The organism is Thiorhodovibrio litoralis (genome assembly GCF_033954455.1).
GTDB lineage: Bacteria > Pseudomonadota > Gammaproteobacteria > Chromatiales > Chromatiaceae > Thiorhodovibrio > Thiorhodovibrio litoralis.
Map to the genome: position 1 here is coordinate 3,236,875 of NZ_CP121473.1, position 25,140 is coordinate 3,262,014.

At 59.3% G+C, this 25,140-nt stretch carries 20 protein-coding genes and 1 pseudogene; 6 read left to right on the forward strand and 15 right to left on the reverse strand.

Annotated features, from left to right (window positions below; translation table 11 throughout):
• Positions 1 to 345 precede the first annotated feature (345 nt).
• The 6 genes and pseudogenes from Thiosp_RS14395 to Thiosp_RS14425 all read right to left on the reverse strand — a co-directional run.
• A complete protein-coding gene (locus Thiosp_RS14395; protein ID WP_201064028.1) occupies positions 346 to 4,548 on the reverse strand; it encodes a hypothetical protein in 4,203 nt (1,400 codons plus the stop codon).
• An 11-nt stretch (positions 4,549 to 4,559) separates the two neighbouring features.
• Entirely contained in the window at positions 4,560 to 4,931 is a 372-nt protein-coding gene (locus Thiosp_RS14400; RefSeq protein ID WP_201064029.1) for a HepT-like ribonuclease domain-containing protein, read from the reverse strand.
• The gene (locus Thiosp_RS14405; RefSeq protein ID WP_040857810.1) at positions 4,924 to 5,214 is read right to left on the reverse strand and encodes a nucleotidyltransferase family protein; all 291 of its coding nucleotides are present in this window, start codon (positions 5,212 to 5,214) and stop codon (positions 4,924 to 4,926) included. The genes Thiosp_RS14400 and Thiosp_RS14405 overlap by 8 nt, the downstream gene beginning before the upstream one ends.
• Positions 5,215 to 5,511: 297 nt before the next feature.
• On the reverse strand, positions 5,512 to 6,915 hold the full coding sequence (locus Thiosp_RS14410) for a Shedu immune nuclease family protein (RefSeq protein WP_201064030.1): 1,404 nt from the start codon (positions 6,913 to 6,915) through the stop codon (positions 5,512 to 5,514).
• 14 nt (positions 6,916 to 6,929) lie between these two features.
• Positions 6,930 to 7,193, reverse strand: coding sequence for a restriction endonuclease subunit S (locus Thiosp_RS14415; RefSeq protein WP_201064031.1), 264 nt, complete (start codon positions 7,191 to 7,193; stop codon positions 6,930 to 6,932).
• A gap of 1,066 nt (positions 7,194 to 8,259) precedes the next feature.
• Positions 8,260 to 8,639: pseudogene (locus Thiosp_RS14425) on the reverse strand (ISNCY family transposase); the annotation flags it as partial.
• Positions 8,640 to 9,278: 639 nt separating this feature from the next.
• Between Thiosp_RS14425 and Thiosp_RS14430 the strand changes: the two are divergent.
• A complete protein-coding gene (locus tag Thiosp_RS14430) occupies positions 9,279 to 10,832 on the forward strand; it encodes an HDOD domain-containing protein (protein WP_323696492.1) in 1,554 nt (517 codons plus the stop codon).
• Positions 10,833 to 11,488: 656 nt separating this feature from the next.
• Here Thiosp_RS14430 and Thiosp_RS14435 read toward each other — a convergent pair.
• Entirely contained in the window at positions 11,489 to 12,028 is a 540-nt protein-coding gene (locus Thiosp_RS14435) for a tyrosine-type recombinase/integrase (protein WP_407702714.1), read from the reverse strand.
• A 563-nt stretch (positions 12,029 to 12,591) separates the two neighbouring features.
• Here Thiosp_RS14435 and tnpA point away from each other — a divergent pair.
• Positions 12,592 to 13,020: an IS200/IS605 family transposase gene (tnpA, locus tag Thiosp_RS14440; RefSeq protein ID WP_323696493.1), complete on the forward strand. Its 429-nt coding sequence runs from the start codon at positions 12,592 to 12,594 to the stop codon at positions 13,018 to 13,020.
• 143 nt (positions 13,021 to 13,163) lie between these two features.
• Here the strand turns inward: tnpA and Thiosp_RS14445 are convergent, their stop codons facing one another.
• The 8 genes from Thiosp_RS14445 to Thiosp_RS14480 form a co-directional block, all read right to left on the reverse strand.
• Positions 13,164 to 13,472 carry a hypothetical protein gene (locus tag Thiosp_RS14445; RefSeq protein WP_323696494.1) on the reverse strand — a complete coding sequence of 103 codons (309 nt, stop codon included), beginning with the start codon at positions 13,470 to 13,472 and terminating at the stop codon, positions 13,164 to 13,166.
• Positions 13,473 to 13,510: 38 nt separating this feature from the next.
• Positions 13,511 to 13,909, reverse strand: coding sequence for a hypothetical protein (locus Thiosp_RS14450; protein ID WP_323696495.1), 399 nt, complete (start codon positions 13,907 to 13,909; stop codon positions 13,511 to 13,513).
• A gap of 227 nt (positions 13,910 to 14,136) precedes the next feature.
• Positions 14,137 to 14,664, reverse strand: a complete 528-nt coding sequence (locus Thiosp_RS14455; RefSeq protein WP_323696496.1) for a hypothetical protein — start codon at positions 14,662 to 14,664, stop codon at positions 14,137 to 14,139.
• Between the two features lie 1,014 nt (positions 14,665 to 15,678).
• Positions 15,679 to 16,488, reverse strand: coding sequence for a DNA-primase RepB domain-containing protein (locus tag Thiosp_RS14460; RefSeq protein WP_323696455.1), 810 nt, complete (start codon positions 16,486 to 16,488; stop codon positions 15,679 to 15,681).
• The gene (locus Thiosp_RS14465; RefSeq protein WP_323696456.1) at positions 16,488 to 17,339 is read right to left on the reverse strand and encodes an ExeA family protein; all 852 of its coding nucleotides are present in this window, start codon (positions 17,337 to 17,339) and stop codon (positions 16,488 to 16,490) included. Before Thiosp_RS14465 ends, Thiosp_RS14460 begins: the two co-directional genes overlap by 1 nt.
• Positions 17,336 to 18,793, reverse strand: coding sequence for a DDE-type integrase/transposase/recombinase (locus Thiosp_RS14470; RefSeq protein ID WP_323696497.1), 1,458 nt, complete (start codon positions 18,791 to 18,793; stop codon positions 17,336 to 17,338). Before Thiosp_RS14470 ends, Thiosp_RS14465 begins: the two co-directional genes overlap by 4 nt.
• A 93-nt stretch (positions 18,794 to 18,886) precedes the next feature.
• Positions 18,887 to 19,456 carry a hypothetical protein gene (locus Thiosp_RS14475; protein WP_323696484.1) on the reverse strand — a complete coding sequence of 190 codons (570 nt, stop codon included), beginning with the start codon at positions 19,454 to 19,456 and terminating at the stop codon, positions 18,887 to 18,889.
• Between the two features lie 103 nt (positions 19,457 to 19,559).
• Positions 19,560 to 21,167 (reverse strand): hypothetical protein, encoded by a 1,608-nt coding sequence (locus Thiosp_RS14480; RefSeq protein WP_323696499.1) that lies wholly within the window; start codon positions 21,165 to 21,167, stop codon positions 19,560 to 19,562.
• A 163-nt stretch (positions 21,168 to 21,330) separates the two neighbouring features.
• Here Thiosp_RS14480 and Thiosp_RS14485 point away from each other — a divergent pair, with 163 nt between their 5' ends.
• From Thiosp_RS14485 to Thiosp_RS14500, 4 genes are all read left to right on the forward strand, one after another.
• A complete protein-coding gene (locus Thiosp_RS14485) occupies positions 21,331 to 21,900 on the forward strand; it encodes a hypothetical protein (RefSeq protein ID WP_323696484.1) in 570 nt (189 codons plus the stop codon).
• A 93-nt stretch (positions 21,901 to 21,993) separates the two neighbouring features.
• The gene (locus tag Thiosp_RS14490; protein WP_323696497.1) at positions 21,994 to 23,451 is read left to right on the forward strand and encodes a DDE-type integrase/transposase/recombinase; all 1,458 of its coding nucleotides are present in this window, start codon (positions 21,994 to 21,996) and stop codon (positions 23,449 to 23,451) included.
• The gene (locus Thiosp_RS14495; RefSeq protein WP_323696456.1) at positions 23,448 to 24,299 is read left to right on the forward strand and encodes an ExeA family protein; all 852 of its coding nucleotides are present in this window, start codon (positions 23,448 to 23,450) and stop codon (positions 24,297 to 24,299) included. Before Thiosp_RS14490 ends, Thiosp_RS14495 begins: the two co-directional genes overlap by 4 nt.
• Positions 24,299 to 25,108, forward strand: a complete 810-nt coding sequence (locus tag Thiosp_RS14500) for a DNA-primase RepB domain-containing protein (protein ID WP_323696455.1) — start codon at positions 24,299 to 24,301, stop codon at positions 25,106 to 25,108. The genes Thiosp_RS14495 and Thiosp_RS14500 overlap by 1 nt, the downstream gene beginning before the upstream one ends.
• The last annotated feature ends 32 nt before the right edge of the window (positions 25,109 to 25,140 follow it).

The window sequence follows — 25,140 nt, forward strand, 5'->3', positions numbered from 1 at the left end:
TCGACTACTTGCGTATGACAGCTAACTCCAACCCCCGCGTTGGCCAAACAGCTCCCGTCGGCTAGAACGGATTTGCCGAGCGCTGGCGAGATCAGCCGGCATTTGCACCTTTCGCTTGTCCGCTTCCGACCCAGAGCTGTCAGTGGCCGTTCTATGCCCAGAGGCCGCTTCGTCCTGGTGAGCGGTCACTGAGTTCTGCCGGCTATCCGGCTGAACTCGGCAGTAAGCGGTTCCCCCTTGACCTCACAAAGTGAGACTCTTAAGTCGTGGCAAGCGGTCGCTGAAGTTCAGAAATTCTGGCGGATTAGGCAGCGACTTTGAACGCCTGTGCAATCAAATAGACAGCTATGCTTCGCGTAAGGCATCAATGACAACAGATGCAGACAGGGTGTCGAACACATCGTGGCGTGCGTGCACGGCATTCACCCAGTCTCGGCAGGTTTCGATTGAGAGCTCCGTTCCCCCTTCTTCTCCGAGCCCAGGCGGTAGGAGCTGATGGTAGTGATCGCGCAGTGCCGTGACGGCATAGGCCAAGTGCTCTCGTCGCTCACGAGCATCATCAGGCAAGGTATTGAAAGACGAAACGACCCAGACACAGCCGTCGATAAATGCTTGAACGGCGCTGGACCATTGGGGTTGAATTCGCTCGACATAGCTTTGCAGCACCCTGCCGTCAACCCCCTCGATTTCGGTCAATTGTAGCCAGTCGGATAGATGATCGATCATGGCCTTGAAGGCGCTGATGGCCTCTGTGAATCGTTTGACAGCAGCGATTTCGACCGTATCCCAGCATGAAATTCCAGTGGCGCCCCACTCCTTTTCGGACACGGGACGCCAGACCTGATCCAGCCATCGAAGCTCGGAGCTTGATCCATCCAGGGTCAGACGGTACATCGGCATCGTCCGGACCTGGCGATCCAGACTGCGCCCTTTGAACGTCGACAGGATGACGATGTGCTCCCATTGGTGTTCCAATGTTCTGGTTTGAGGCTCGCTGAGCCCAGCCTCTTGGACCCCTTGTCGCAACAGCGGATGCGCAAGGGATATCGCCGTCAGCATGTGCTCGGGCGTTGCACTGTCCATCCGGATCCAAAGCGCTGGAGCCTCGTTCCAGCTTGCTGGCTTCGCCATGAGAGAACATTGGACGCCTTGGGTTTCCAGGGCTCGCAGCTCACGCTCGATGCGCGTCGGTATCGCGAGCACCGAGGCTATGAAGCGTGCCGTTGCCCGGTGCTTCGGGTTGTCCCAGTGTGTCGTCGGTTGTTCGAGATAGGCGCTCCAAAGGGCTGTGACCTCGCGAAAAGACTGGCTTTCGAGCCGATCTTGATGATCGAGTGTTTCCGCTGGCATCCTCGCGGAGAAGAGTCGGCGGAACTCTCGTTGAAACCCCATTAAGGCGGAGTCCGCATCGGTCAGATTCAGCTGCGTCAAGTGTGGTGGTGCGAGATTCCCACCCAACTCGCCGAGTTTGGCCTCGATCAGTGCGCGGAATAACTGCGCGTCTGACTCCCCTTCCGCGCACTGGATGCAGAAGTAGGGCTGAGACTGCCCCAGGAAATTCCCAAGTCCTCTGAACAGCTCCGACCGATAGCGGAGGAAGCGACGATAAGGACTGATTGCGAATCCTAGCTGCAAATTCGACGGGCTCTTCTGTCGGCTGTCTCCTTGTCGCATCTCGCTCACAAACCCCCATTCATCGACAGCTTGCCGAGGCAGCGAGGGAGCCTGGCTTAGAGACTGCTGAAGGCTTGTCCAATTGGCAAAATTCAGTCTATCCGCCAGGTGTTTACGTTTGTGCTTGTCCTTGAAATGGGCGACCAAGGCCCGTCGCAGCTCCCGCATCGTCGAAGCGATCGCTTCTCGAATAGCCCAGAGCTCGGACAGGTACTGCTGCCAGTCATCGGGGCGCAAGCGCTGCTCGATCAAGGCGCCGCAGATACTGTTGAGGCGCACGGCCCAATGCGGCGGGATGCGGGATGGTTTGATGGAGGTCGTGGTGCTGTCGTGATCCAGGGAGAAAAGGATCCGATGTCCATAGCCCTGACTGCCATAACCCGCATGATCGGGGTAGATCCCACGCAAGAGTTCGACCCGTTTGATCGCTTCGGTATGCAGTCGGTCCTTGTGCTCCTCGTCGCCATCGGAGCTTGGCTCGACGTCCTCAGTGCCGTCCGACCATGACACCAGAAAATGCGCGCGGACGATTCCGCTTCGATCCTCGATCCAAGGGGTATCCGTCTCTCGGCGAAAGCGTTCGACGATGTCCTCCCGGTATCGCTCGAGCCAAAGTGTCATCCGACGGCTGTCGAGCTCCCAGCATCCGCGTAGCAGATCGGCAATCGTTCGAAGCTCCAGGTCTTGCGGCACCAGATTCAGATCGACTGCGGCGAGCCAGTCGCGGAGATGGTCATGGATCTCCCAACGTCCAACCCAGTCGCTCACCTCCGCGATCGCGGCCCAATCCGGGTGCGTGGTCGGCGGTCTTGGAGAATCCCTCCGTTTGCTCAACCATTCCCGAGCCGGTGCCGTGGCCAACGACTTGGGTGGCTGCCGATCGAGCACCGACTGCATCTGAGCCTTGCGCTCGGCGGGAATCGCACCGAGGTCTTTCCAGACCGCCGTTCCATGGGGAGGATTGAGGTCGGCGAGATCCAGATCGAGCATCATGTTCCACGCCGAGCCGTGCTGGCGCCGAATTTCCTCGACCATGCCTGCGATCTGCTCGACATACTGTTGGACACCCCACCAGAGCAAGACGCGCAGCACGGCGCCGAAGACCTGCCAGGTTGGCGGTTGCCAGCCCTCAACGTACAGGGTCATTCCTGGCATCGCTTGGGCCCGGCGAGAGGCCAGATGCAGCAGGAAGACCTCGACATCGGTATCGGGGATCAACTCAAGACAATCTTGAGCGAGTTCGAGCACATCGAAGCTCATCCCCTCACAGAGGAGGATGTCCGTGAGCAGTCGGGAGCGAACAGGATGCAAACCATCCAGCAAAAGCCCCTGCTCCAGGGAGCGGATCAGGTATTCACGCTCCAATCGCTCGACGAGGAAGCCGAGATCCGCATCTGGGAAGCGCTTCCGCAAGGCGAGCACCTCAAGTCGTCCTCCGAGTGCCGACGCGAAAGCGACGAGTGCCAGTAGGCGAAGCTCCACGCGAGAGCCGTCTCCGCGATGAATATCCGTCCGGATTCGCTTGACCTGAGCCAATAGCTTCTCGCGGAGGGACTCGGATCGATTGACCAGATAGACGAATTCCAACAGAGGTCCTTCGCCATCATTACCACCGAGGAATCGAGCCCAGGCTTCATCGAAGGAGAGAAACTGCCCTGGCGTCTCCGGTCGAGAGAGTTGGCCATAGATGGCCTGAGCTTCAGCTCGATCCAAGCTCAGTGAGATGTCCTCGAATCCAACATCCGCCCGGGAATGGGTCGCCCGGCGCCAATCCTCTTCCCGAACCGTGACCAACACGCGGATCTGGGGAATACGCGCCAGCTCTTCGACGAGCAGCGTCCAGCCTTGGTCGTGGGGGCGAACGTCGACATAGATGACGATGGGTGCGCCAACCGCTTGAGCATGCGCGGACAGGGTCGCGGCGATCTGCAATGCCTCCCGCCGGTTCTCGATGAGCTTGATGTGCAGGCGCCACGAGGATGGCGTTTCCATGTGCAGCCAGCGATAAGCGAGTGCCGACTTGCCCTGACCGGATGCGCCATGGACGATGACGACGCTCTCTTTCGCGAACCCCGTGCTGATGTTTTTGAGCCAACGATCGCGTGGGATGTCGCAGTTCGCTAAGATGTGCTCGTAATGCGCCGACATTCCTTGCTGGAACTGGTCATGCAGCCGTTCCGTCGGCATCTTCGGTGCCCCATCTGGATCCAACGGCTCGATGACGCTGACCCAATCGCGCCAATATCCGGCGCGAGCATTCAAATAGCGCCCGACGTGAGCGAGTCGTTTGATCAGGTCCGCATGGGTGATCCGCTCACGGTGCTCGGCTGCTTCATAAAGCCACTGACAGAGAATGGCGCTGGCGTGCGTGGCCTCTCCGCCAAGAGGAGGGTAGAATCCGAGGAATCGTTCGACTTTCTCAGTGACTTTTTGCTCTTGGTCCTCGCACAGCGTCACCCGGGAGAAGAGAAGGTCGATATCCGACGGGCCAAGGCCCATGCGCTTGAGCTTGGTCGCAACCTTGTTTCGCGCGGAGCCTTCACCTGCCCAGGCCGCCGCAAGCTCCGGACCGAAGGGACCGAAACTTAGGATGCGAATCGTGCAATCGGGATGGTCCTGCGCGATCCTCACCGCCCGTTTGAGGGTCGCTTTCAGGTCGGTCAGGGTGAGGTTTGCTCCATACCCTTTGACCTGAACTGCTTCACGAGTCTTTCCATCCGCGTCGAGGATCGCAAGATCTTCGATTCCTTCCGGCCAGATGTGTCGTCCCGAGAGGGCTGTCTGCGGCTCGATCAGTCGAGATAGGGTATAGAGAATCTGCAACCGAAAACCGCGTAGCGCTGGACCGGCAGAATCGATTGGATCGCGTTCCATGCGCCGAGGGATCAGGGACGCGGCGAGGGTAGATTCTCGCGCATGCCGCGCAAGGACTTTAGTAGCGACGGCAGATCATCCCGGATGATGCTCCAGACGGTGTCGTCATCGATTCCCAAATAGCCATGGATCAAACGATTCCTTGTCGCAATGATGAGACGCCAAGGGATTTGAGGGTTGGCCAAACGCACATCATCGGGAATACGCGTCGCGGCCTCGCCAATCAGCTCAAGGTTTCGTATCGTGGCGTCGTAGACGATTGAGTTGCCGACGAATGTCTGTTGGTCCAGCCCTTGTGAATAGGCCGATACCTTCTCTCCAAATGCGACCATGTCGTCGAGGTAGAAGGTCCACTCTCGCTTGCGGTCGGATGGCTCAGACATGAATCGCCTCGCGTTCGACATAAGGCGCTAGCTCTCGACGCAGTGCCTTGCGAGTGACTAGATCAACCGGGCGACCGAGGAGGTCTTCGAGATAGAACTGCACGCCGAAGTAGCGCTGCGAGGTCGAGGACCCATCGAAGGACACGAGGATGTCGATGTCGCTGTCCACTCGCTCATCGCCACGAACGGTTGACCCAAAGAGCGCCAGTTCGGAAACACCAAATAATCGAGAAAGATCCTTCTTGTGCTCGGTTAGAATCTTCAGCGTTTGGTCACGGTTCACGTTTGCACCCTGCAGTAAGATTAAAAGCCCGATTCCGCGCTTCAAGAACGGTGATTGGATCGAAATGTGCTGCAGCAAGCCTAGCATGGGATGCTATGCGTCACGATGAGCTGAGATGAACCCGATCTGGATTGCAGGAATCCGAAACCATTTCGCTTGACCGGCTGGTCGAAGGGGCTAGAGTGCACTTTCGCAGGCGGTATGCATCGATCAGGAGACTCGCTATGACGAACACGTCGCCATCCTCGGTGCTGCCAGACTCGTCGGTATAGGTGAACTCCATGATCAGAAATGCCCTTAGGTTGCGCGCAGGAAGGCTCTGAGCTGTTTAAGTTTTTCCAGTAGCTCATCGAAGGTCACGATCTCGACGTCCTTGGAATTGCGCCGGAACAGCTCGAAAGACTTCTTCTGATCATCACCATCAGGCGTCGTGCCAATCACGAGGCAGCAATGTACCGCGTAGGACTCGATGTCGTAGACCCGCGTGTTATCCTTGATCTGAGCAATCTGCTTTTGAAACTGGTACTTCTGATCCAGCGCCTGATTGATCGACCCCGACAGCTCGGCCGACGGCGTGAAGACTCCACTGCGGAACGGTGTCTTGTTGAGAATCGGCGTCTGTCGTGTCTTGATCTCAAAGATTGCCGTATTGTTGGTCAGGCTGTTCTTCACCAGAAAATCAGTGATCTTCTCCCCGTCGCCTGAGAGCTTCCGTCCACCGACCGAGGCCTGGTCCCGAACCTTGATCACGGGGTAGCCGAAAGCCATGTTCAGGATGAACGGGTTCTCGTTGAAGAATTCCTGCCAGCGTTCCTCGACCAGTTTCTCGCCAAGCATCCCCTCATAGCGTTTGATCAAGGCTTCCAGCGTTACAAGCTCGATGTCGCCGCGTAATCTCGCCAACTTCTCCGGCTGATCTGCGGCGATATCGGCGGCATGGCTGGTCAAGGCGCCGATGACAGCGTTCTGGTCTTCCTCGGACAACTCCTCCTTGCCCGCTGCTGCGGCGGTGAAGAGCTTGCGATACGGGTGCCGACCCGTTTTCGGTGCCCGCTTCGGCGCTCCGAGCCGTTCTGCCAGGATGTTGAGAGCAGCAGTCCCTTTCACGGCGCGGACGGCAGATTGCGCGTGTCGGTCGATCTTGTTCAGTTCGAGGCGCGCCTGCTCGAAATCCTTCTCAGCAATGTAGAAGATTCGATTGCCGTCCGGGTCGGGACTTGTGGCGTGTTTGCTTGTGATGACAATTTCAGTGCAATCGGTCAGTTCTTCCACCGCATCAATGATGAATCGGTACGACTTCGCAAGGCCAAGCCCGTAGGCGTAGTCCTTTGTGAACGCCGAGGGCAGATGCTCCAGGACTTGGTGCAAGTCCTCGGGTGTCGTCGGTACGGCGCCGTCAAACTGCGGAAAGATGATGTCCGTGTCATCGAGCGTGATACGCTCGATCTGGCCATACTTCGGTTTGAGAAAATCGGATCGGTTGCCGAATGTGATGATCGGATGCATGGTTAGAAATTTGTGCTGGCCGTTGATGGCCAGCAGCTTGGTTCTGTAGCTATCCGCTTGCGCTAGGTCGAGCCTTGCCTCCAACAGACTCCGTTCCGGAGGTATGAAGTAGACCTCGACGAAATTGGGATGGACTTCCTCGACCTCGAGGGTGCCATCGCGTTCTGGGTCATGCTGCCGGAAGCCGAGCGCCATCAGCTAGTATCCTCCTAAGTGGGCAGCCGCCGCCGACCGGTGAGCAGCTTCTGCGTCAGCGCTCGCTTCTGGGTCTTCAGCGCCGCGACGGACTGGCCGAGCGGGTCGATTTCCTGGTGCAAGGTATTGAGGTAACGGGCTGTGGCGGTCTGGGTGTTGGTATCCCGGAACGGAATCGTGATCGCGGCGAACTTGGAGAAGGATACCGTCTCGCGGACGCTGCCCAATGCGCTGTTCTTGATGCGCTGACGGGCTTCATGGGAGTTCAGCCAGTACAAAAGTAGTCCGAGTTTGGCTTTGTCCTTGTCGCGCTGAACACGATGTACATCGAGCTTAGCACGCCATCGTCCCAGCCATCGAGTCGGGCGAGCAAGCCGACGTTGATGCGCGACGGGTTTTAGGCGCGTAGCAGAATTATAAACATCCTATCTCTGCGAGAGCACCCTTTCCTAGCGCCCCTCTGAACCTGCTGTCGCCCCCCGCTCTGGCCTTTGACCGCCTACGAGACCAGATTTGGCTGCCTCAATCTAACCTGGTAAACCGCACGGAGACAGGCTTTTCTCGTTGTGGCGACCCTCTGGCCAGCCACCACCGTGGTCGCGCCGCAGGCGTCGCAGACAAAAAATGATTGGGGTGGGCTCATCCGAGTATATCGAGCAGTATACTTATCGAATTATAGCAACACGGAATACATGTCGCGATTTCAAGCGCTGATGCGCACGGGTCCATCACAGGCCGGACAGGTCTCGATATCGATGCCGAAGACCCATTTCAGATGTAGCCCCCAGGTCATTGATGCGCGCCCTTCGGCGGGTGTCGGCTCCTGTGAACCCTCCTTCGTATCAGGCTGGCCAACCCTGCCTTGCTTGACCGGTGTCAACCGCGCACGGTCGTCGCTATTCGGCAAAAAGACCCCGCCAAAACGGGTCTGATTCACTCCCCGCTTCGGCACCAGGGCCGCCAGTTGCGCGATGAAGTTGGGGGCTTGAAGCCAAGATTCGCGGCGCTGTTAGCTAACAGTCATGACGCGTATTGTGCAGAACGCTTGGAGGCGACGCCAATGACCGCTTCATGGTCTACAAGCGACCGCGCCGGTCAAGGTCCCTAGGTCCGGTCTTGGCCGGTAAGCGCCCTGCGTAGTAGGCGCCGGTAATCTGGAAAAATCCAGAGCGCTGTCTCTTGCCTCAAGGGACGGGGGCCGACCCAGAGCTGACTTCAGCTCCGCAGCTGACTGCGGCGGCAATGAAACCCGTGGCCGACGCTGCGAAAGTCGTAACTCTCGTTGCCGAGGCCACCAAGGCCTATTGCACCCGCGTGCGAACCAGCCACTCGGGACCATGCGCAGTTGTCTTTGAGGGTTTGCAGGCTGTAGCGATGATCATTGGCCCAGTCGCTGTGACGGCGCATCTGGAGCACCAGGCGGTGCTGGTTGGCCAGCTCTTGCACCCGGTCGTAGTCGGCATTCAGGCCCAGGCGCAAGGTCCCAAGGACCAGAATGCGCCATTGCGACATGCCCGGAGCCCGGTCTGGTCGCTGACGCACTCCTCGCCGTCGGCGCGCACCGGAAGCACATCGGCGAGGATGGCGAAGACCTCATTGCGCAGAGCGTCGTTGGTGTAGATGTGCTGCAAGCGCGGGATATCGTCGCGGGAGGAGCAGTCGAACTCAATCGCGGCGATGTCACTTTCGCCAAGCTGCATCTGGGCACGGAGGATGTCACGCATGGGAGAAGCTGCTATGAACGAAGTTTGGTGGAAGAAAACCGGTGGTGAGGCTTGACTGATTCAAAGTCAGGCCAGATTTTCTCAATCGATCAATAGCTTACCTCTTTGCACCTGGGCCTTGCCAGGACTTTTCCTAGTGGGAGGAGCAGGAAAACCATCAAACTTCACCAATGAGCGCGTATGCTAACGCATTGTCTTTCCTTGTGAAAATCACTTTTCGGTCAGGCACTACTTAGAGCCCTCTATCCGGACAGCACAAAGCATTTTCCAACCTTTTGTTTATCCATTTTTCGCAGTATTATTGCGGATTGATGCACTCGTCAGACACTCTTACTTGGCAGCAAGACCTGCTGGAGTTGGTCAAGGTCTCCCAGGCGCTTCCCATCCCATTCCCTATAAGTCCTGCGGTCATGGTTGCGACACGGTCCAAGTGGCTGTTTCAGCACGGCCCACCATGATTACACGCCCAGCGCAGCAGCTTGGTAACCCTCTGAGCGGTCGGACACGAAGGACTTATGGGGAATGACATGGGCGCTTCCTGATCGAGACAGGAGGGCTTTCGGGATCATACATCCAGCTCAGTCGCGGCAAGAAACAGCCAAAACACTAGGCCCGCATCGAGAAAATCGCTTTTTGAGCATGGCACCATTAGATCGCTCGAGCAGTTCCGGGCGCGCACTTCCGGCAACGCTTAACGCCTGGACGAATTTCCTCACCGACACCGAGCTGCCGGCGTTCGCGCGCACGGTCAGCGAAGTCACGCGGATAGCCGGCGACCCGGAAGCCAGCGCCTACAAGCTGGCCAGCGCCATCACCAAGGATGCCGCCATGGCTGCCCGGCTTGTCAAGCTGGCCAACAGTCCGCTGTTTCCGAGCAGCCACGGCAATATACAGACCGTCGACCGCGGTGTTGTGCTGCTCGGCTTCGATGCGGTGCGCGATCTTGCAGTATCACTCAGCGTCATCGAGCAGGTGATTCGTGGACAGAGCCGCGATGCCCTGCTTGAGGAAATGGCGCTGGCGTTTCATACCGCCACACAATCCCAGACCCTTGCCCGTTTGGCGCAGGACAAGGAATCCGCAGAGATCTTCGTGGCCGGTCTTCTCTACAGGATCGGCGTTCTCGCGGTGCTTTCCAGCCCGGACCCGAGAGTCGAGGACTACCTGGCTGAAAAAGCCGATTTTGATCCCAACGAAGCGGTCCAAATCGCGCGCATGGAGAAGCGCGTCTTTGGCTGTGATATGACCCAACTCTCGCGCCGCCTGGCGCAGCACTGGTCGCTCGGTCAGGTTCTGCAAGAAGCACTGGCGCCCGACCCAAGCCAGGCTGGCGAGCGCATAGCCGCGGGTCGGCGCATCGCCGAAGTAGCCATGCGCCGCGGCTGGGAGTCGAAGGAAGCCAATGAGCTGCTGTCGCGAGTCGCGCGCAAAATCGGACTCAAGCTCAGCGACATTCGCGAGAAAGTACACGAGAGTTCCGAGGTCGCACGCGAAATGGCAGCGCAGTTCGGCGCAACCAAAGTCGCCCCACTAATTCCGCAAACCGCGCAGGGGATAGCCAAGAGCAAACAGGCTGAGTCCGCTGCCCGCGATGGCAGGGGAACCGCAGGTAGTGCTAACACCGATGCTGCGGAGACGGAAGGGGATGCGGGGACTGACGGCCGATTCCTGCGCCCTGACCCGTTGCTGCAACTGCAGATGCTCGGGCGTATGGCGGAGCTCCTTAACGGAAAGCCGGATCTGAACCGCCTAGTCCATACCGCAGTCGAGGGCGTTCATCGCGGCATTGGCATGGACCGGACCGTCTTTGCGCTCCTAACCGGCAAGCAGGATGCGGTTGCCGCCAAGTTTGTACTCACGGAAATTGAGGAGCGTCTTCAGGCAAGCTTTCGCTTCAGTCTGCGACCCGAGGTCAACCCCTTGCTGGCCGCTGTGATCGGGCAGCGCAAGGCGTTCTGGGTGCGCAAGGACTCGCCGCCCGATGAGCGCAAACTGGTTCGCGGCCCTTTTGCTCAATTCGTCGCCAAAGAAGATTTTGTGATCCATCCCGTCTTGTTCGGCGACAAATGCATTGGCTTTCTGTATGCCGATCGTGCTAACTCGCATCGCCCGATCGAATCATCGGACGAAGCCAGCTTTCGGCAGTTCATCCAGCAACTGACTCTCGGTCTGCGCTTGCTTGGAGTGCGTTGAGGTTTCCCGTATCGCGAAGGCACTGCAGGACGAAATTTTTCAACGACTCCTCATGGGTTCCGGCTGATTGGCGCAGAACAGAGCCAACGCGATGGCATCCTGTTCGTGCGCGAGTGCATGTCACTCCGAGCTTGAACAGCGGATGACCCGAGCGTAATAGACCCGAGTTGATCCTGTTCTCTGAGGTAACGATGGTCGGTGCGACGTCATGTCGAAGTCTGTCAGTGCAATCTGAAGGTGATGTCCTTTTAGACCCGATTGGAGGTCGCAACACCGAACACACTAAGGATTGACCTGCCGGTCGCGGGCTTCCCAAACGCTGCCGAGTTGTCGGCCAATTTTGATAAGGAGGTGCGTTTCCTGCTTATCATCGAACTGTGTTAGTAGTAGTGCCGCATTTCTGCGGATAATGGGCGATTAGGCTTTCATCGCTGCCGGTGGGAGCCGAAGGGGCAAGGTCTGTTCATGGCCGGAAAGCGCCCGAGAAAAGGGCGACACCAGACCGGTAACTCCGCCCACTAGCTCGGCCGGAGAGCGGTCAATGCTCCCGGCCGAGACGCTCAGGCTTCGATATGCTCAGCGATCTCCAGAGCATCGTCGACCTCAATGCCAAGATAGCGAACCGTGCTTTCCAACTTCGTGTGCCCAAGCAAGAGCTAAACGGCGCGGAGGTTCTTGGTGCGGCGATAGATCAGCGTCGCCTTGGTTCGGCGCAAGGAATGGGTGCCGTAGTAGGCGGGCTCGAGTCCGATGAGCGCAACCCAGCGTTGCACAATCCGAGCATACTGGCGTGTCGAGAGATGTTGGGATTTGCGACTTCGACTCGGGAACAAGAAGCTCCCGGCAGCAAGGTGCTTCGCGTCGATCCAGGCGCGCACTGCCTCGCGAGTCTGCTCGGTCAACTCGAACCGCACTGGCCGGCCGGTCTTTTGTTGGATAACACTCGCGCGCGGCAGGATTTGGTTTCCATGCGCGATATCTTGAACGCGCAGGCTGACTAGGTCGCACCCGCGCAGCTTGCTGTCAATGGCCAAGTCGAATAAGGCAAGGTCGCGCAACCGCTTGGCCAACTGCAGGCGAATGCGGATCGCCCAGATTTCCTGGAGCTTCAGTGGCGGTTTTTGACCGATCAGTTTGCCTTTGTTCCAAGGCACGTGGCCAGCAGGATGCGTGCTTTCATTTTTGGTTGTCGACATCGACTGTTCCCTCCTGGGGGTTGAGGAAACAGCAGTATCTTAACTTTCCTGGCTGGGTGCGCTTATCGACCCATAGCAGACCGTCACAGAGGGACGCGCCTGGTTGGCGAGTTGTTTCGGCGCTTTGTGCAGACGAACCAGCGCCTGCAATTGGTGAACCTCTCGATCGGTGATGTAGAGTGGCTCTAGTGTTCGGAGTATCATCCTCGGTGATTTGCTTCATCATGCAAGAAATACCAGATGATAATGTATCGTTGACAGTTCACAAGATGCATCAGGGCTTTCATACGAGATCACTAGTCCGAGCCAGCGAAAAATTGACACTAAAGCGCCATTTCTTAATGCTGTTTTCAGAATCAGGAAACCTTTCTAGCCAGAGATATCAACAATCACAGTCTTGAACATCAATAGGTCGAAAACCCTCGATTTAGATCTGCATCAGAGTATTTAGACCCTGAATTTCCATATCCAAGGTTTAAACCCCCGCCTTTCAGGCGGGCAGATTTCATCTCAAGCCCTCTGGCTGGTAGGTTGGCAGGGAGTCAGCCGCAGAGGGAGGGACGATGGATTACCGTCATGGCAGTCACACGGTTTACAAGATTGAGTACCATTTTGTTTGGGTGACGAAATATCGTTACAAGGTGCTGCGTGGAGACGTTGGGCATCGTGTCCGCGAGCTTGTTCGTCAAACCTGCGAGGCGTTTGAGATTCGGATCATGAAAGGTGTGGTGAGTCAGGATCATGTCCATATTTTGGTCTCAGCGCCACCGGAATTAGCGCCTAGCGAAATCATGCGTCGGATCAAGGGCAGGTCGTCGAACAAATTGTTTGAGGAATTTCCGGCATTGAAGAAGCGCTATTGGGGCCGTCACTTTTGGGCGCATGGATACTTTTGTGCCACGGTTGGAGAGATGACCGAGGAGATGATTAAGGAGTATCTTGAGCACCATTTTGAGCCAAAGCCAGCACCGGATTTTCGGGTTGAGCCCTAACGACGCGTCGTTCAGTCGACGCGTATCCGGACTTTCAGTCCGTTATTTTAACCCACCGGCTTTCAGCCGGTGGTTGTTAAGTTCAATAGCTTCATGAAACCAATTAATTTGAGCTAGAACGATCATCTCCACGATGATCAAGGTCATTTTGTCACAGCTTTCAATCCATCTGGGCCGAAGGTGTAACATTTTTCACTAGAGAACACGTCTTCAGCTGCCTTAATATGCGAAAAAGGATTAATTTCCATATACTGAAAATCCTGCCACTGTTTTTTGAAATAAATATCTGCATTTATGCAGATTTTCGGCCTATCGCATAGATCTTGTTCGCATTTTGGAACCCATGCGGTCATCGTCGGCTCCCATAAAAAGACTGATTTTACAGCTTCGGCAAACTTTGGGTAAATAGTCCAGAAGAAATTCGGTTTTATAAACTCGGCAACCCATTCCATATGACTTTTGATATCATTCGTTTTACTGAGATCATACGCTACATCCTCGTATTTATAAGTCTTCGAGTATGAGGCTTCGCCCCCCCCAGGTTTAATCCGATCGTAAAGGTTGCGGTATGTTCTTGGTTCTTGACCCTAGGCAGCCATTCGTCCAATGTTGCACCGGAAAGTTGAGCCGCAAAGTCATAACGGTCGGTCCACCACCCACAATGATATTCACTGCCTTTGCTTTTGCACCCTATATATTTCGGCGTGGATGTCAAGCGAAAATCAAAGCGATACCAGTCTTTTTTAACTTGTGTTTCAGAGGTGAGCTTATAAAGCTCAATACTCCAGCGACCTCCATTGTCTTCAACGGTTGGGAAGCGGGTGTCGTCTTGATCGAGTTGTTGCCATCCGCTTCCACTTGCCGCGCGGCCAATTACAACAGCACCCATCTCTTTTACATCGACGTCAATCTCATCCGCCCAATCAATCGTCGCCTGCAGGATCTGTTCAAGGGGTCGGCCATTTACCGGTAGAAGTAGCTCCTCCCCACGATATAGGCATACGATTACCCATAAGTCGATGATGTCTTCAAGATCAAAGGTTTACGAGGGCGCGTTTCAGGCCGTGTCGCTAAGATGCGCTAAGCTGGAACAAGCACTTACGCCGCATTGCAACCTTAGCTGCCGGACTTATGGGTAATGGTATGACGATATAGGAGGTAGTACATCGGGCCTTCATACTCATAAGCATTGAATACAATAATGCTTTCATCCATGCCAAGAACATCGCGGAGTACTGTACCATCGGTGGTTTTGACACTAACTAAGGCGCCGGCATTGAAAAGAGTTTCTAATGCAAGTAAGTCCACGCTGCCAAGCTCGCTAATTACTCTGTTACTCGTGAAATGCAGAGTTAACTTTGCGTTGCCAGTTCTGAGGTCTTCCAAGGAATCATGATAGGCGGTTTCTACTTTGGCAAGAGTGGTATACGTTTCACTTGAATCCCACCACTGCCCATCAGAAAAGAGTTTGATTAGCTTCGCGTCATTATAACGCCTTAATAAGCTAGGGGATACGATAATAAGGTCGTAAGGCTTTGCATCTGAATCTACTTCCTCGTAGGAAACCTCAGCGCATACGTTGAGCGGTGCCGCGATTAGAAGGACTGCCATCACTACAAATAGCATGCGAATTAAAGCTTTCACTAGCGGGTCTCCTCAAAATTTTTTCTGATCCCATCATGTGACTATTCACAAGCAGTATCGACATTTATGGGGCGCAATGTGCTAGGCATCGGCTTGTCACATTGAGCAGGTGTCATTCTTCTTGAGTATAGCAGTCAGCAACGACATTTTCTGTGACTTAAAGTCCGCACCTGGCCGGCAAGCGCCCTGGGAAGGAGTCGCCGCGCATCCAGAAAAAGCGCAAGCGCCGCCTTTTGCCGCTAGGGACGGTTGCCGACCCGAACCGGTCATTGGCTCTGTGAAAGCAGACGGTGGCAGGATATCCCAAAGCAGACATAACGCCAGCTGCGATGTCGGGCTGCCAATGTGGTCGGTAATTACGAAAACTGGCATCGGGGCGAACGCAGGCCCCTCGGTGGCAGAAGCCCCTTGCATGGATCAGCGCAAAGGCAAGCCCGTCTTACCAGGACTACCTGATCCCATTCCATTCCATCCCGCCCCAGGCCCTAGCCATTTCGCGCAAACCCGCACCAAAATGGCGGTTTTAAACAGTTCGAGCTCGGCTGGGACTGCGGGAGCCTCGGCAGTCTTGGCTCTTGGCGCAGGTTTATCCAATTGGGCGCATGCAGGCACAGCCACCCGTCGCACTCGGGCACGACACAAAAAAGCCCCCGAGGGCGAACCCCGGGGGCTGGAAAGTGAAAGCCGGCGGTCTGGTAGGATCGGGAGAGCAATTCAGTAAGCTCTCCTCGGAACTCCAAAGAAAAACCCCGCCTCCTTGTGAGAGGCGGGGTTCGATGGGGTTACCTCTTGTGGAGGTTAGGGCTTGGACTGGAAATTAATTCGAGCCGGAGAGTAAGCCGGGAACTTGTCCGCGTTTAGCTGAGCGTAATCACGATAATTGCGGGACCCATTTCCAAGCCATTTGAAGGACATGGAATGCGTGTGGGATCACGGGGGCCGTTACTGGCCGACAGCGGGAAGCCGGAATCGTGAACCACGCTCCCCCCCTGAGGGGGGAGAGACGCAGCGGGTTCAGTTGCCTCTAGCGCTCTGGCGAATGGCGCGAGCGAGGGTGTAGCGGGCATAGCGCTCGGCATCGGCTCCGCGACGCGGGGACGCGCGCTCGAGCAAGCGTTGGTAGACCGTGGTCGGTGCAAGGCCGGCCTCAAGAGCGCCGCAGACCCAGCCCCATTCGCGGGCAGATTCGGACGGATCACCGGTGGATAAGCGCGCCCGTGGAGCGCAGTTGACGACCGGCGGCGGAGCCGGAGCCATCGTTGGCAAGGCCGGAGTTGGATCCCAGACGCGCTCCTGCGGGCTTGGTCGCCGAAGGACATTGACCCACTCCCCGCCACGCTTGGCATTCTTCATCCCGGCGAGCCGACCGAGGTGCTCACCGGAGACCGAGCCCGGATCGGCGCCAACGCGCGGGATCAGCCAACGCTGCACATCACAGCGCTGCGCCTCATCGAGCGCGCGGGTCAGCCGTAGCCACAGGTGGCAGCCCCCGAGCGTCGAAGTCTGCACCACCAGGGCCGCATAGTGCCGAGCGATGCGCTGCGCCATCGGCCGTGCGACATCATCGAGAAACACCATTGGCCAGGGATAGCCGCGGGCTGGACGGATATAAATATCGGCCTGTTGGACATTGCGCGCTCTGGCCAGCCCCAACGGAAGCTGATCCAAAGAGCGATCATGGAACCACAGCATCGTCGCCTTGGCGGTGCGCACCGCCAAATCGGCACGCACGATGCCAGCGTCGTGCCATGCCTCAAGCATCACGGCGGTGTGTCTTGCCGCTGTCATGGCCTGGTGCGGGCGCTCAGCGCTCAAGCGGCTCATCAGGCGCCCGCCCTGGCACTCGGGCGTTGGCGGGCGTTGCCCGCCGCTGAACCAAACACCTCAAGGTAGAGTTGTTCATCGAGCTGCGCGCGTTCGAGCCGAGCAGCCTGCGCCAGCAATTCTGCCGCCATGGTCGTGAGCACGCGATAATTGCCCAACGCATGCTCAGCGAGCGTCTTCATCAGCCCTGCGCTCATCAGACTCGCATTGCCGGCACTGTGTTGTAAATGCTCCAGGCAGGCGACCAGCGCCTCGCGACTGGCATACTCCATACTCAGGCGCGTACGGATACGACTGCCCAGCGGCAGCAACTCCTCACGGCGCAGCTTGGTCGCCAGGCGGCCATCGCCGGCCAGGATCACGCTCAACAACGTGCGCGAATCGAACTGCATGGAGGTCAGCAGACGCAGCTCATTGAGCACCGTCGGATGCATCTCCTGCGCCTCGTCGATGAGCAACACCGGGCGCAACAGCGTCGTCTCCAGATGCGCCAGCCAGCGCTCGCGCAGGATCTTGAAGCCACCCCAGCGGTTATGGGGCTTGAGGTCAACGGCGAACAGATCGCCCATCTCGCGGTAGAAGTCCGCCACCTTCGAGCTGGGATGCGTGAGCGCCCCAACGCTGATATCGGGCAGCTGGCGCAGACGCTCATCGAGCAGGCGCAGTACCGCACTCTTGCCGGTACCCGGATCACCTTGAATGAGCGCAAAACCGCCTTCGCGGATCAGGCTCTGCTCGATGCGCCAGCAAAACTGCTCCACCGGCGCGCTGCGATGCAGTGCCGCCGTCGGCAGCTCCGGGGAGAACGGATTGAACTTCAGTCCATAGAGGGCCAGCAGGGTCTTGTTCATCGACTGGATTCCAGGTCATCGTGTTTTGGCAGATAGGCCGGCGGCAGACCGGTGGCGGCATACTCGGCGAGCAAGTCGCGCAGCAACGGTGGCAGCGTCGTGGCGCGTTGTGATGGCGGTGGCGGTGCGCCGGCGGGCTCAAGGCGCCGACGCTGCCCGGAGGCATTGGCGGCTTTATCGAGGGGATAGAGGCGGCAGAGGATGGCGCCCGAGTGGGGATCAACCACGTCCACAGCACTCAGATCCCAGCGGGCATAAGCGATATGCAGTTGCTCAAGGTGACGCAAGCGCGCCGGCACCTCGAAGCGCTTGCCCGCCAGGCTGAGCGTCCCATCGCTGCGGCGCTGACGGCGTTGGACGCGACAACGAAAAGCGGCGCGGACCTGCTCGCTGTCCGGACAGGGGCGCCCCACGTTGGGCGCATCGAGAAGACGCGCAAGCGGCGTGGCGGCGGTCTCACTGTGGACCTTGCGGTGGTACTCCTGCTCCACCCACGCCTGAGTGAGGGTGTTGAGCTGAGGCAGACTCAGCTCCGCGATGTCCTTGAGCATCGCCATCAGGCGGCCTTCCAGCGTGGCCCAGAAGCGCTCCTGCTTGGCGTTCTGATACGGGCTGTACGGCAGGGTCGGCTCATGGAGGATGCCCAGGGCGTGCAATCCGGCGGTGAACTCCTCGGCCTGCATTGCCGCGCCGTTATCGCTCATCAAGGCGCGCGGCAGCCCGCGCTTGTGCAACGCCTGCCCCAGGCCATGGACCAAGGTCTCGGTGGTCTCATCGAGGTACCACTGCAGATGGCAGATCAGGCGGGAGTGATCGTCAATGACCGCCAGCAGCAGGGGCTTGACCCAGACGCCACCCCGGGTGAGGACGTTGCGCGAGCCATGATGAAAGTCCAGATGCCACAAGGCATGGACATACTGGGCTTCATAGCTGCGCACCTCGCAGGCCTCCAGGCGCCGCGCGGCCTGTTCAGCGCCCGGCGTCTTGCGCGCCGGGACACGCCGGCGGTGCAAGCCCGCGCGCTTCATGAAGCGGCGCACGGTGGCATAGGAGGGCAGCGGCCCCAGGGTCTGATCGCCCGCGCACAAGGCGGCGAGGTTGTCGTAATGCAGCTGCACCGTCCAACCGGGGTAGTCGCGGTACTGGGCTTGCACCGCATCCATCAGGCGCGGACTCAGCGCGCGCTGCTCCCCGGCATCGCTGCGCCGGCGCGGGCGCAGTGCCGCCACCGGGTCTTGGGCATCGCGTGCGAGGTAATACCAACGCTCCAAGGTGCCAAAGCTAAAACTGACCGCCCGCCCAGTCACCGGATGGCGCCATGACTTGGCCGCTAGCGCCTTCAGCCGCGCGCCCAGCGCGTTCGCCGGCGCAGGATCAGCCAATAAAGGACCAATAATGGCAAAGCGCAACCGCGCCCAACCATCGGGATCACCGAGGCCGTTGTCATCGGACATTCGTCTTCACCTCCCAGTTGTTTCACACATCACCGGGAGTCTAGAAGGCGCCGCCCAGCGGCGCGATGAGGTCTTCTGCGGGTTGGCGTTGCCCTACAGCGAGCCTGTCGCTGTCGTGCTCGGGGCGATCAATATCAGCAGTTGCACGACGCGCTCGGACAACGCTTTTGCGCTCAATTTTTCCAGCAGGGATCCTGGCAGGTGCTCGGTGGCGATCGGCGGCATCAACAGACCAGCCAAGGATCGAAAGCAGCGGGTTTGCACAAACTGCTCACGCCACCAGTGCTGCCACCGCCGCAGGGTTTGGACGGTGACACCGAGCGTCTTGATCAAGCGCTGGCGACGCGATGCGCTCAGCCCGCAATGCAGGGCGGAAATCAGCACGACGATGACCCCGAGATAGACCTTGCGGCCCAGAAACCGAACGGAAGGCGGGGTGCTGCGCCGCCGGCACCCGTCCGCGGCACAGCAGAAACTCAGACGGCTCTGGTAGCTCTCATCCAAGACGCCACGCACAACACCTCGGGGCTTACGCGGATAACGGGCGCTGTGCAACGCACCACCGCAGTCACAGCCGCCCGCGCGGACTTCCTCGGCAATCGACTCGTCGATCCGGGTGAGCAGGTGGTAAAAGTTCGTGTCGGCAAGAAAGGCGTGACACACTGGGACTGTCTCCTGGTTTTTGGCGAAATTCGGAGACAGCCCTCTCGGGCAACTTGCGTCAAGTTGTTTGAGGGGGTTTTTTGTTTTCCCTCACTGAATTTGCTCAGAATCGCGGCCGATTCCCGCAAATAGTCTGCTCAGGCTCACCCACCAGTCTGACGGCGATGTCGCCCTGTGCATGCCCCTGGAACACCCAAGTTCCAGTTTCATCATCGATATCGTAGTTAAAGGCAACCGTATCACCTTCAGCGAGCTCGTTCCCTAGGTACGCCAACGCAGCCGTCAAAGCATCTAGGCTATTGATTGGTGCAAGGGCACCAGTCTCATTATCAAACGTCACAACACCGTCTGTGATGGTCATCTCTCCAATTGTGACAGAGCCATGAGTCACGTCTTCTGCGGGACTGACGTTGCCGCTATCACTGACATTAGAGGCTACGGTCGCAGTCGGCAGGTCCAGCTTATCCGTACCCGCCTGGAAGTTGATGATGGTGTCAGCATCTCCAACGTTGGCTGGAGAGTCGGCGGCGACGCCAGTAGCTCCAGGGGTAGTATCGGCCTTCGTTGCCCCTTGGTCGTCCGTACCCCCGGTGATATTCGCCGCAGCAGCCGTCACCGCGAGCGGTGTGCCCTCGGCTGCGCCGGTGAGCACCACCGTGTCCGCGTTGGCTTCAACTGTAGCAGCAGCCTTTACCGCCACAGCCGCAGTATTCTGGGGATCGGCATTGTCAGCAGCCGCTGCGTCCAACGCGGCGACGATGGCCGTCGCAAGGTCGGTCGCATTGGCCGGCGCGGGATCCGGCACCGTGTAGGTGAAGGTTTCACCACCAACCGTCAGGGTGTAGGTGTCACCAATCTCAATCGTGCCCCCAAGCGTGTAGGTGTCAATTTCGGGCTGGGCAGCAGCCGCTTGACGATTTCCCGCAGCAGCCGTCACCGTGAGCGGTGTGCCATCGGCTGCGCCGGTGAGCACCACCGTGCCTGCGGTGGCTTCAACTGTAGCAGCAGCCTTTACCGCCACAGCCGCAGTATTCTGGGGATCGGCATTGTCAGCAGCCGCTGCGTCCGACGCGGCGACGATGGCCGTCGCAAGGTCGGTCGCATTGGCCGGCGCGGAATCAGGCACCGTGTAGGTGAAGGTGTTACCACCAACCGTCAGGGTGTAGGTGTCACCTGCCTCAATGGTGCCCCCAAGCGTGTAGGTGTCAACCTCAGCCTGCGCAGCCTTATTCCCGGCGTCCATGGTCACGGCAAGAGCTGTGCCCTCGGCTGCGCCGGTGAGCTCCACCGTGCCCGCGTTGGCTTCAACTGTAGCAGCAGCCTTTACCGCCACAGCCGCAGTATTCTGGGGATCGGCATTGTCAGCAGCCGCTGCGTCCAACGCGGCGACGATGGCCGTCGCAAGGTCGGTCGCATTGGCCGGCGCGGGATCCGGCACCGTGTAGGTGAAGGTTTCACCACCAACCGTCAGGGTGTAGGTGTCACCAATCTCAATCGTGCCCCCAAGCGTGTAGGTGTCAATTTCGGGCTGGGCAGCAGCCGCTTGACGATTTCCCGCAGCAGCCGTCACCGTGAGCGGTGTGCCATCGGCTGCGCCGGTGAGCACCACCGTGCCCGGATCCGTGGAGTTGGCTGCAACTGTAGCAGCAGCCTTTACCGCCACAGCCGCAGCATTCTGGGGATCGGTTCCATCGTCAGCCGCTGCATTCAACTCGGCGACGATGTCCGTGAGCCTGAGCAGACTATTTGCGGGAATCGGCCGCGATTCTGAGCAAATTCAGTGAGGGAAAACAAAAAACCCCCTCAAACAACTTGACGCAAGTTGCCCGAGAGGGCTGTCTCCGAATTTCGCCAAAAACCAGGAGACAGTCCCAGTGTGTCACGCCTTTCTTGCCGACACGAACTTTTACCACCTGCTCACCCGGATCGACGAGTCGATTGCCGAGGAAGTCCGCGCGGGCGGCTGTGACTGCGGTGGTGCGTTGCACAGCGCCCGTTATCCGCGTAAGCCCCGAGGTGTTGTGCGTGGCGTCTTGGATGAGAGCTACCAGAGCCGTCTGAGTTTCTGCTGTGCCGCGGACGGGTGCCGGCGGCGCAGCACCCCGCCTTCCGTTCGGTTTCTGGGCCGCAAGGTCTATCTCGGGGTCATCGTCGTGCTGATTTCCGCCCTGCATTGCGGGCTGAGCGCATCGCGTCGCCAGCGCTTGATCAAGACGCTCGGTGTCACCGTCCAAACCCTGCGGCGGTGGCAGCACTGGTGGCGTGAGCAGTTTGTGCAAACCCGCTGCTTTCGATCCTTGGCTGGTCTGTTGATGCCGCCGATCGCCACCGAGCACCTGCCAGGATCCCTGCTGGAAAAATTGAGCGCAAAAGCGTTGTCCGAGCGCGTCGTGCAACTGCTGATATTGATCGCCCCGAGCACGACAGCGACAGGCTCGCTGTAGGGCAACGCCAACCCGCAGAAGACCTCATCGCGCCGCTGGGCGGCGCCTTCTAGACTCCCGGTGATGTGTGAAACAACTGGGAGGTGAAGACGAATGTCCGATGACAACGGCCTCGGTGATCCCGATGGTTGGGCGCGGTTGCGCTTTGCCATTATTGGTCCTTTATTGGCTGATCCTGCGCCGGCGAACGCGCTGGGCGCGCGGCTGAAGGCGCTAGCGGCCAAGTCATGGCGCCATCCGGTGACTGGGCGGGCGGTCAGTTTTAGCTTTGGCACCTTGGAGCGTTGGTATTACCTCGCACGCGATGCCCAAGACCCGGTGGCGGCACTGCGCCCGCGCCGGCGCAGCGATGCCGGGGAGCAGCGCGCGCTGAGTCCGCGCCTGATGGATGCGGTGCAAGCCCAGTACCGCGACTACCCCGGTTGGACGGTGCAGCTGCATTACGACAACCTCGCCGCCTTGTGCGCGGGCGATCAGACCCTGGGGCCGCTGCCCTCCTATGCCACCGTGCGCCGCTTCATGAAGCGCGCGGGCTTGCACCGCCGGCGTGTCCCGGCGCGCAAGACGCCGGGCGCTGAACAGGCCGCGCGGCGCCTGGAGGCCTGCGAGGTGCGCAGCTATGAAGCCCAGTATGTCCATGCCTTGTGGCATCTGGACTTTCATCATGGCTCGCGCAACGTCCTCACCCGGGGTGGCGTCTGGGTCAAGCCCCTGCTGCTGGCGGTCATTGACGATCACTCCCGCCTGATCTGCCATCTGCAGTGGTACCTCGATGAGACCACCGAGACCTTGGTCCATGGCCTGGGGCAGGCGTTGCACAAGCGCGGGCTGCCGCGCGCCTTGATGAGCGATAACGGCGCGGCAATGCAGGCCGAGGAGTTCACCGCCGGATTGCACGCCCTGGGCATCCTCCATGAGCCGACCCTGCCGTACAGCCCGTATCAGAACGCCAAGCAGGAGCGCTTCTGGGCCACGCTGGAAGGCCGCCTGATGGCGATGCTCAAGGACATCGCGGAGCTGAGTCTGCCTCAGCTCAACACCCTCACTCAGGCGTGGGTGGAGCAGGAGTACCACCGCAAGGTCCACAGTGAGACCGCCGCCACGCCGCTTGCGCGTCTTCTCGATGCGCCCAACGTGGGGCGCCCCTGTCCGGACAGCGAGCAGGTCCGCGCCGCTTTTCGTTGTCGCGTCCAACGCCGTCAGCGCCGCAGCGATGGGACGCTCAGCCTGGCGGGCAAGCGCTTCGAGGTGCCGGCGCGCTTGCGTCACCTTGAGCAACTGCATATCGCTTATGCCCGCTGGGATCTGAGTGCTGTGGACGTGGTTGATCCCCACTCGGGCGCCATCCTCTGCCGCCTCTATCCCCTCGATAAAGCCGCCAATGCCTCCGGGCAGCGTCGGCGCCTTGAGCCCGCCGGCGCACCGCCACCGCCATCACAACGCGCCACGACGCTGCCACCGTTGCTGCGCGACTTGCTCGCCGAGTATGCCGCCACCGGTCTGCCGCCGGCCTATCTGCCAAAACACGATGACCTGGAATCCAGTCGATGAACAAGACCCTGCTGGCCCTCTATGGACTGAAGTTCAATCCGTTCTCCCCGGAGCTGCCGACGGCGGCACTGCATCGCAGCGCGCCGGTGGAGCAGTTTTGCTGGCGCATCGAGCAGAGCCTGATCCGCGAAGGCGGTTTTGCGCTCATTCAAGGTGATCCGGGTACCGGCAAGAGTGCGGTACTGCGCCTGCTCGATGAGCGTCTGCGCCAGCTGCCCGATATCAGCGTTGGGGCGCTCACGCATCCCAGCTCGAAGGTGGCGGACTTCTACCGCGAGATGGGCGATCTGTTCGCCGTTGACCTCAAGCCCCATAACCGCTGGGGTGGCTTCAAGATCCTGCGCGAGCGCTGGCTGGCGCATCTGGAGACGACGCTGTTGCGCCCGGTGTTGCTCATCGACGAGGCGCAGGAGATGCATCCGACGGTGCTCAATGAGCTGCGTCTGCTGACCTCCATGCAGTTCGATTCGCGCACGTTGTTGAGCGTGATCCTGGCCGGCGATGGCCGCCTGGCGACCAAGCTGCGCCGTGAGGAGTTGCTGCCGCTGGGCAGTCGTATCCGTACGCGCCTGAGTATGGAGTATGCCAGTCGCGAGGCGCTGGTCGCCTGCCTGGAGCATTTACAACACAGTGCCGGCAATGCGAGTCTGATGAGCGCAGGGCTGATGAAGACGCTCGCTGAGCATGCGTTGGGCAATTATCGCGTGCTCACGACCATGGCGGCAGAATTGCTGGCGCAGGCTGCTCGGCTCGAACGCGCGCAGCTCGATGAACAACTCTACCTTGAGGTGTTTGGTTCAGCGGCGGGCAACGCCCGCCAACGCCCGAGTGCCAGGGCGGGCGCCTGATGAGCCGCTTGAGCGCTGAGCGCCCGCACCAGGCCATGACAGCGGCAAGACACACCGCCGTGATGCTTGAGGCATGGCACGACGCTGGCATCGTGCGTGCCGATTTGGCGGTGCGCACCGCCAAGGCGACGATGCTGTGGTTCCATGATCGCTCTTTGGATCAGCTTCCGTTGGGGCTGGCCAGAGCGCGCAATGTCCAACAGGCCGATATTTATATCCGTCCAGCCCGCGGCTATCCCTGGCCAATGGTGTTTCTCGATGATGTCGCACGGCCGATGGCGCAGCGCATCGCTCGGCACTATGCGGCCCTGGTGGTGCAGACTTCGACGCTCGGGGGCTGCCACCTGTGGCTACGGCTGACCCGCGCGCTCGATGAGGCGCAGCGCTGTGATGTGCAGCGTTGGCTGATCCCGCGCGTTGGCGCCGATCCGGGCTCGGTCTCCGGTGAGCACCTCGGTCGGCTCGCCGGGATGAAGAATGCCAAGCGTGGCGGGGAGTGGGTCAATGTCCTTCGGCGACCAAGCCCGCAGGAGCGCGTCTGGGATCCAACTCCGGCCTTGCCAACGATGGCTCCGGCTCCGCCGCCAGTCGTCAACTGCGCTCCACGGGCGCGCTTATCCACCGGGGATCCGTCCGAATCCGCCCGCGAATGGGGCTGGGTCTGCGGCGCTCTTGAGGCGGGCCTTGCACCGACCACGGTCTACCAGCGCTTGCTCGAGCGCGCGTCCCCGCGTCGCGGAGCCGATGCCGAGCGCTATGCCCGCTACACCCTCGCTCGCGCCATTCGCCAGAGCGCTAGAGGCAACTGAACCCGCTGCGTCTCTCCCCCCTCAGGGGGGGA

Bases quoted from the DNA above. Each gene is read 5' to 3' on its own strand.
- Thiosp_RS14435 (WP_407702714.1), bottom strand. From the start codon at position 12,028: ATGTCGACAACCAAAAATGAAAGCACGCATCCTGCTGGCCACGTGCCT.
- Thiosp_RS14495 (WP_323696456.1), top strand. From the start codon at position 23,448: ATGAACAAGACCCTGCTGGCCCTCTATGGACTGAAGTTCAATCCGTTC.
- Thiosp_RS14410 (WP_201064030.1), bottom strand. From the start codon at position 6,915: ATGGCGCTCGGCTTCCGGCAGCATGACCCAGAACGCGATGGCACCCTC.
- Thiosp_RS14470 (WP_323696497.1), bottom strand. From the start codon at position 18,793: ATGTCCGATGACAACGGCCTCGGTGATCCCGATGGTTGGGCGCGGTTG.
- tnpA (WP_323696493.1), top strand. From the start codon at position 12,592: ATGGATTACCGTCATGGCAGTCACACGGTTTACAAGATTGAGTACCAT.
- Thiosp_RS14445 (WP_323696494.1), bottom strand. From the start codon at position 13,472: ATGGAATGGGTTGCCGAGTTTATAAAACCGAATTTCTTCTGGACTATT.
- Thiosp_RS14490 (WP_323696497.1), top strand. From the start codon at position 21,994: ATGTCCGATGACAACGGCCTCGGTGATCCCGATGGTTGGGCGCGGTTG.
- Thiosp_RS14395 (WP_201064028.1), bottom strand. From the start codon at position 4,548: ATGGAACGCGATCCAATCGATTCTGCCGGTCCAGCGCTACGCGGTTTT.
- Thiosp_RS14450 (WP_323696495.1), bottom strand. From the start codon at position 13,909: ATGGGTGCTGTTGTAATTGGCCGCGCGGCAAGTGGAAGCGGATGGCAA.
- Thiosp_RS14465 (WP_323696456.1), bottom strand. From the start codon at position 17,339: ATGAACAAGACCCTGCTGGCCCTCTATGGACTGAAGTTCAATCCGTTC.
- Thiosp_RS14430 (WP_323696492.1), top strand. From the start codon at position 9,279: ATGGCACCATTAGATCGCTCGAGCAGTTCCGGGCGCGCACTTCCGGCA.
- Thiosp_RS14460 (WP_323696455.1), bottom strand. From the start codon at position 16,488: ATGAGCCGCTTGAGCGCTGAGCGCCCGCACCAGGCCATGACAGCGGCA.
- Thiosp_RS14400 (WP_201064029.1), bottom strand. From the start codon at position 4,931: ATGTCTGAGCCATCCGACCGCAAGCGAGAGTGGACCTTCTACCTCGAC.
- Thiosp_RS14500 (WP_323696455.1), top strand. From the start codon at position 24,299: ATGAGCCGCTTGAGCGCTGAGCGCCCGCACCAGGCCATGACAGCGGCA.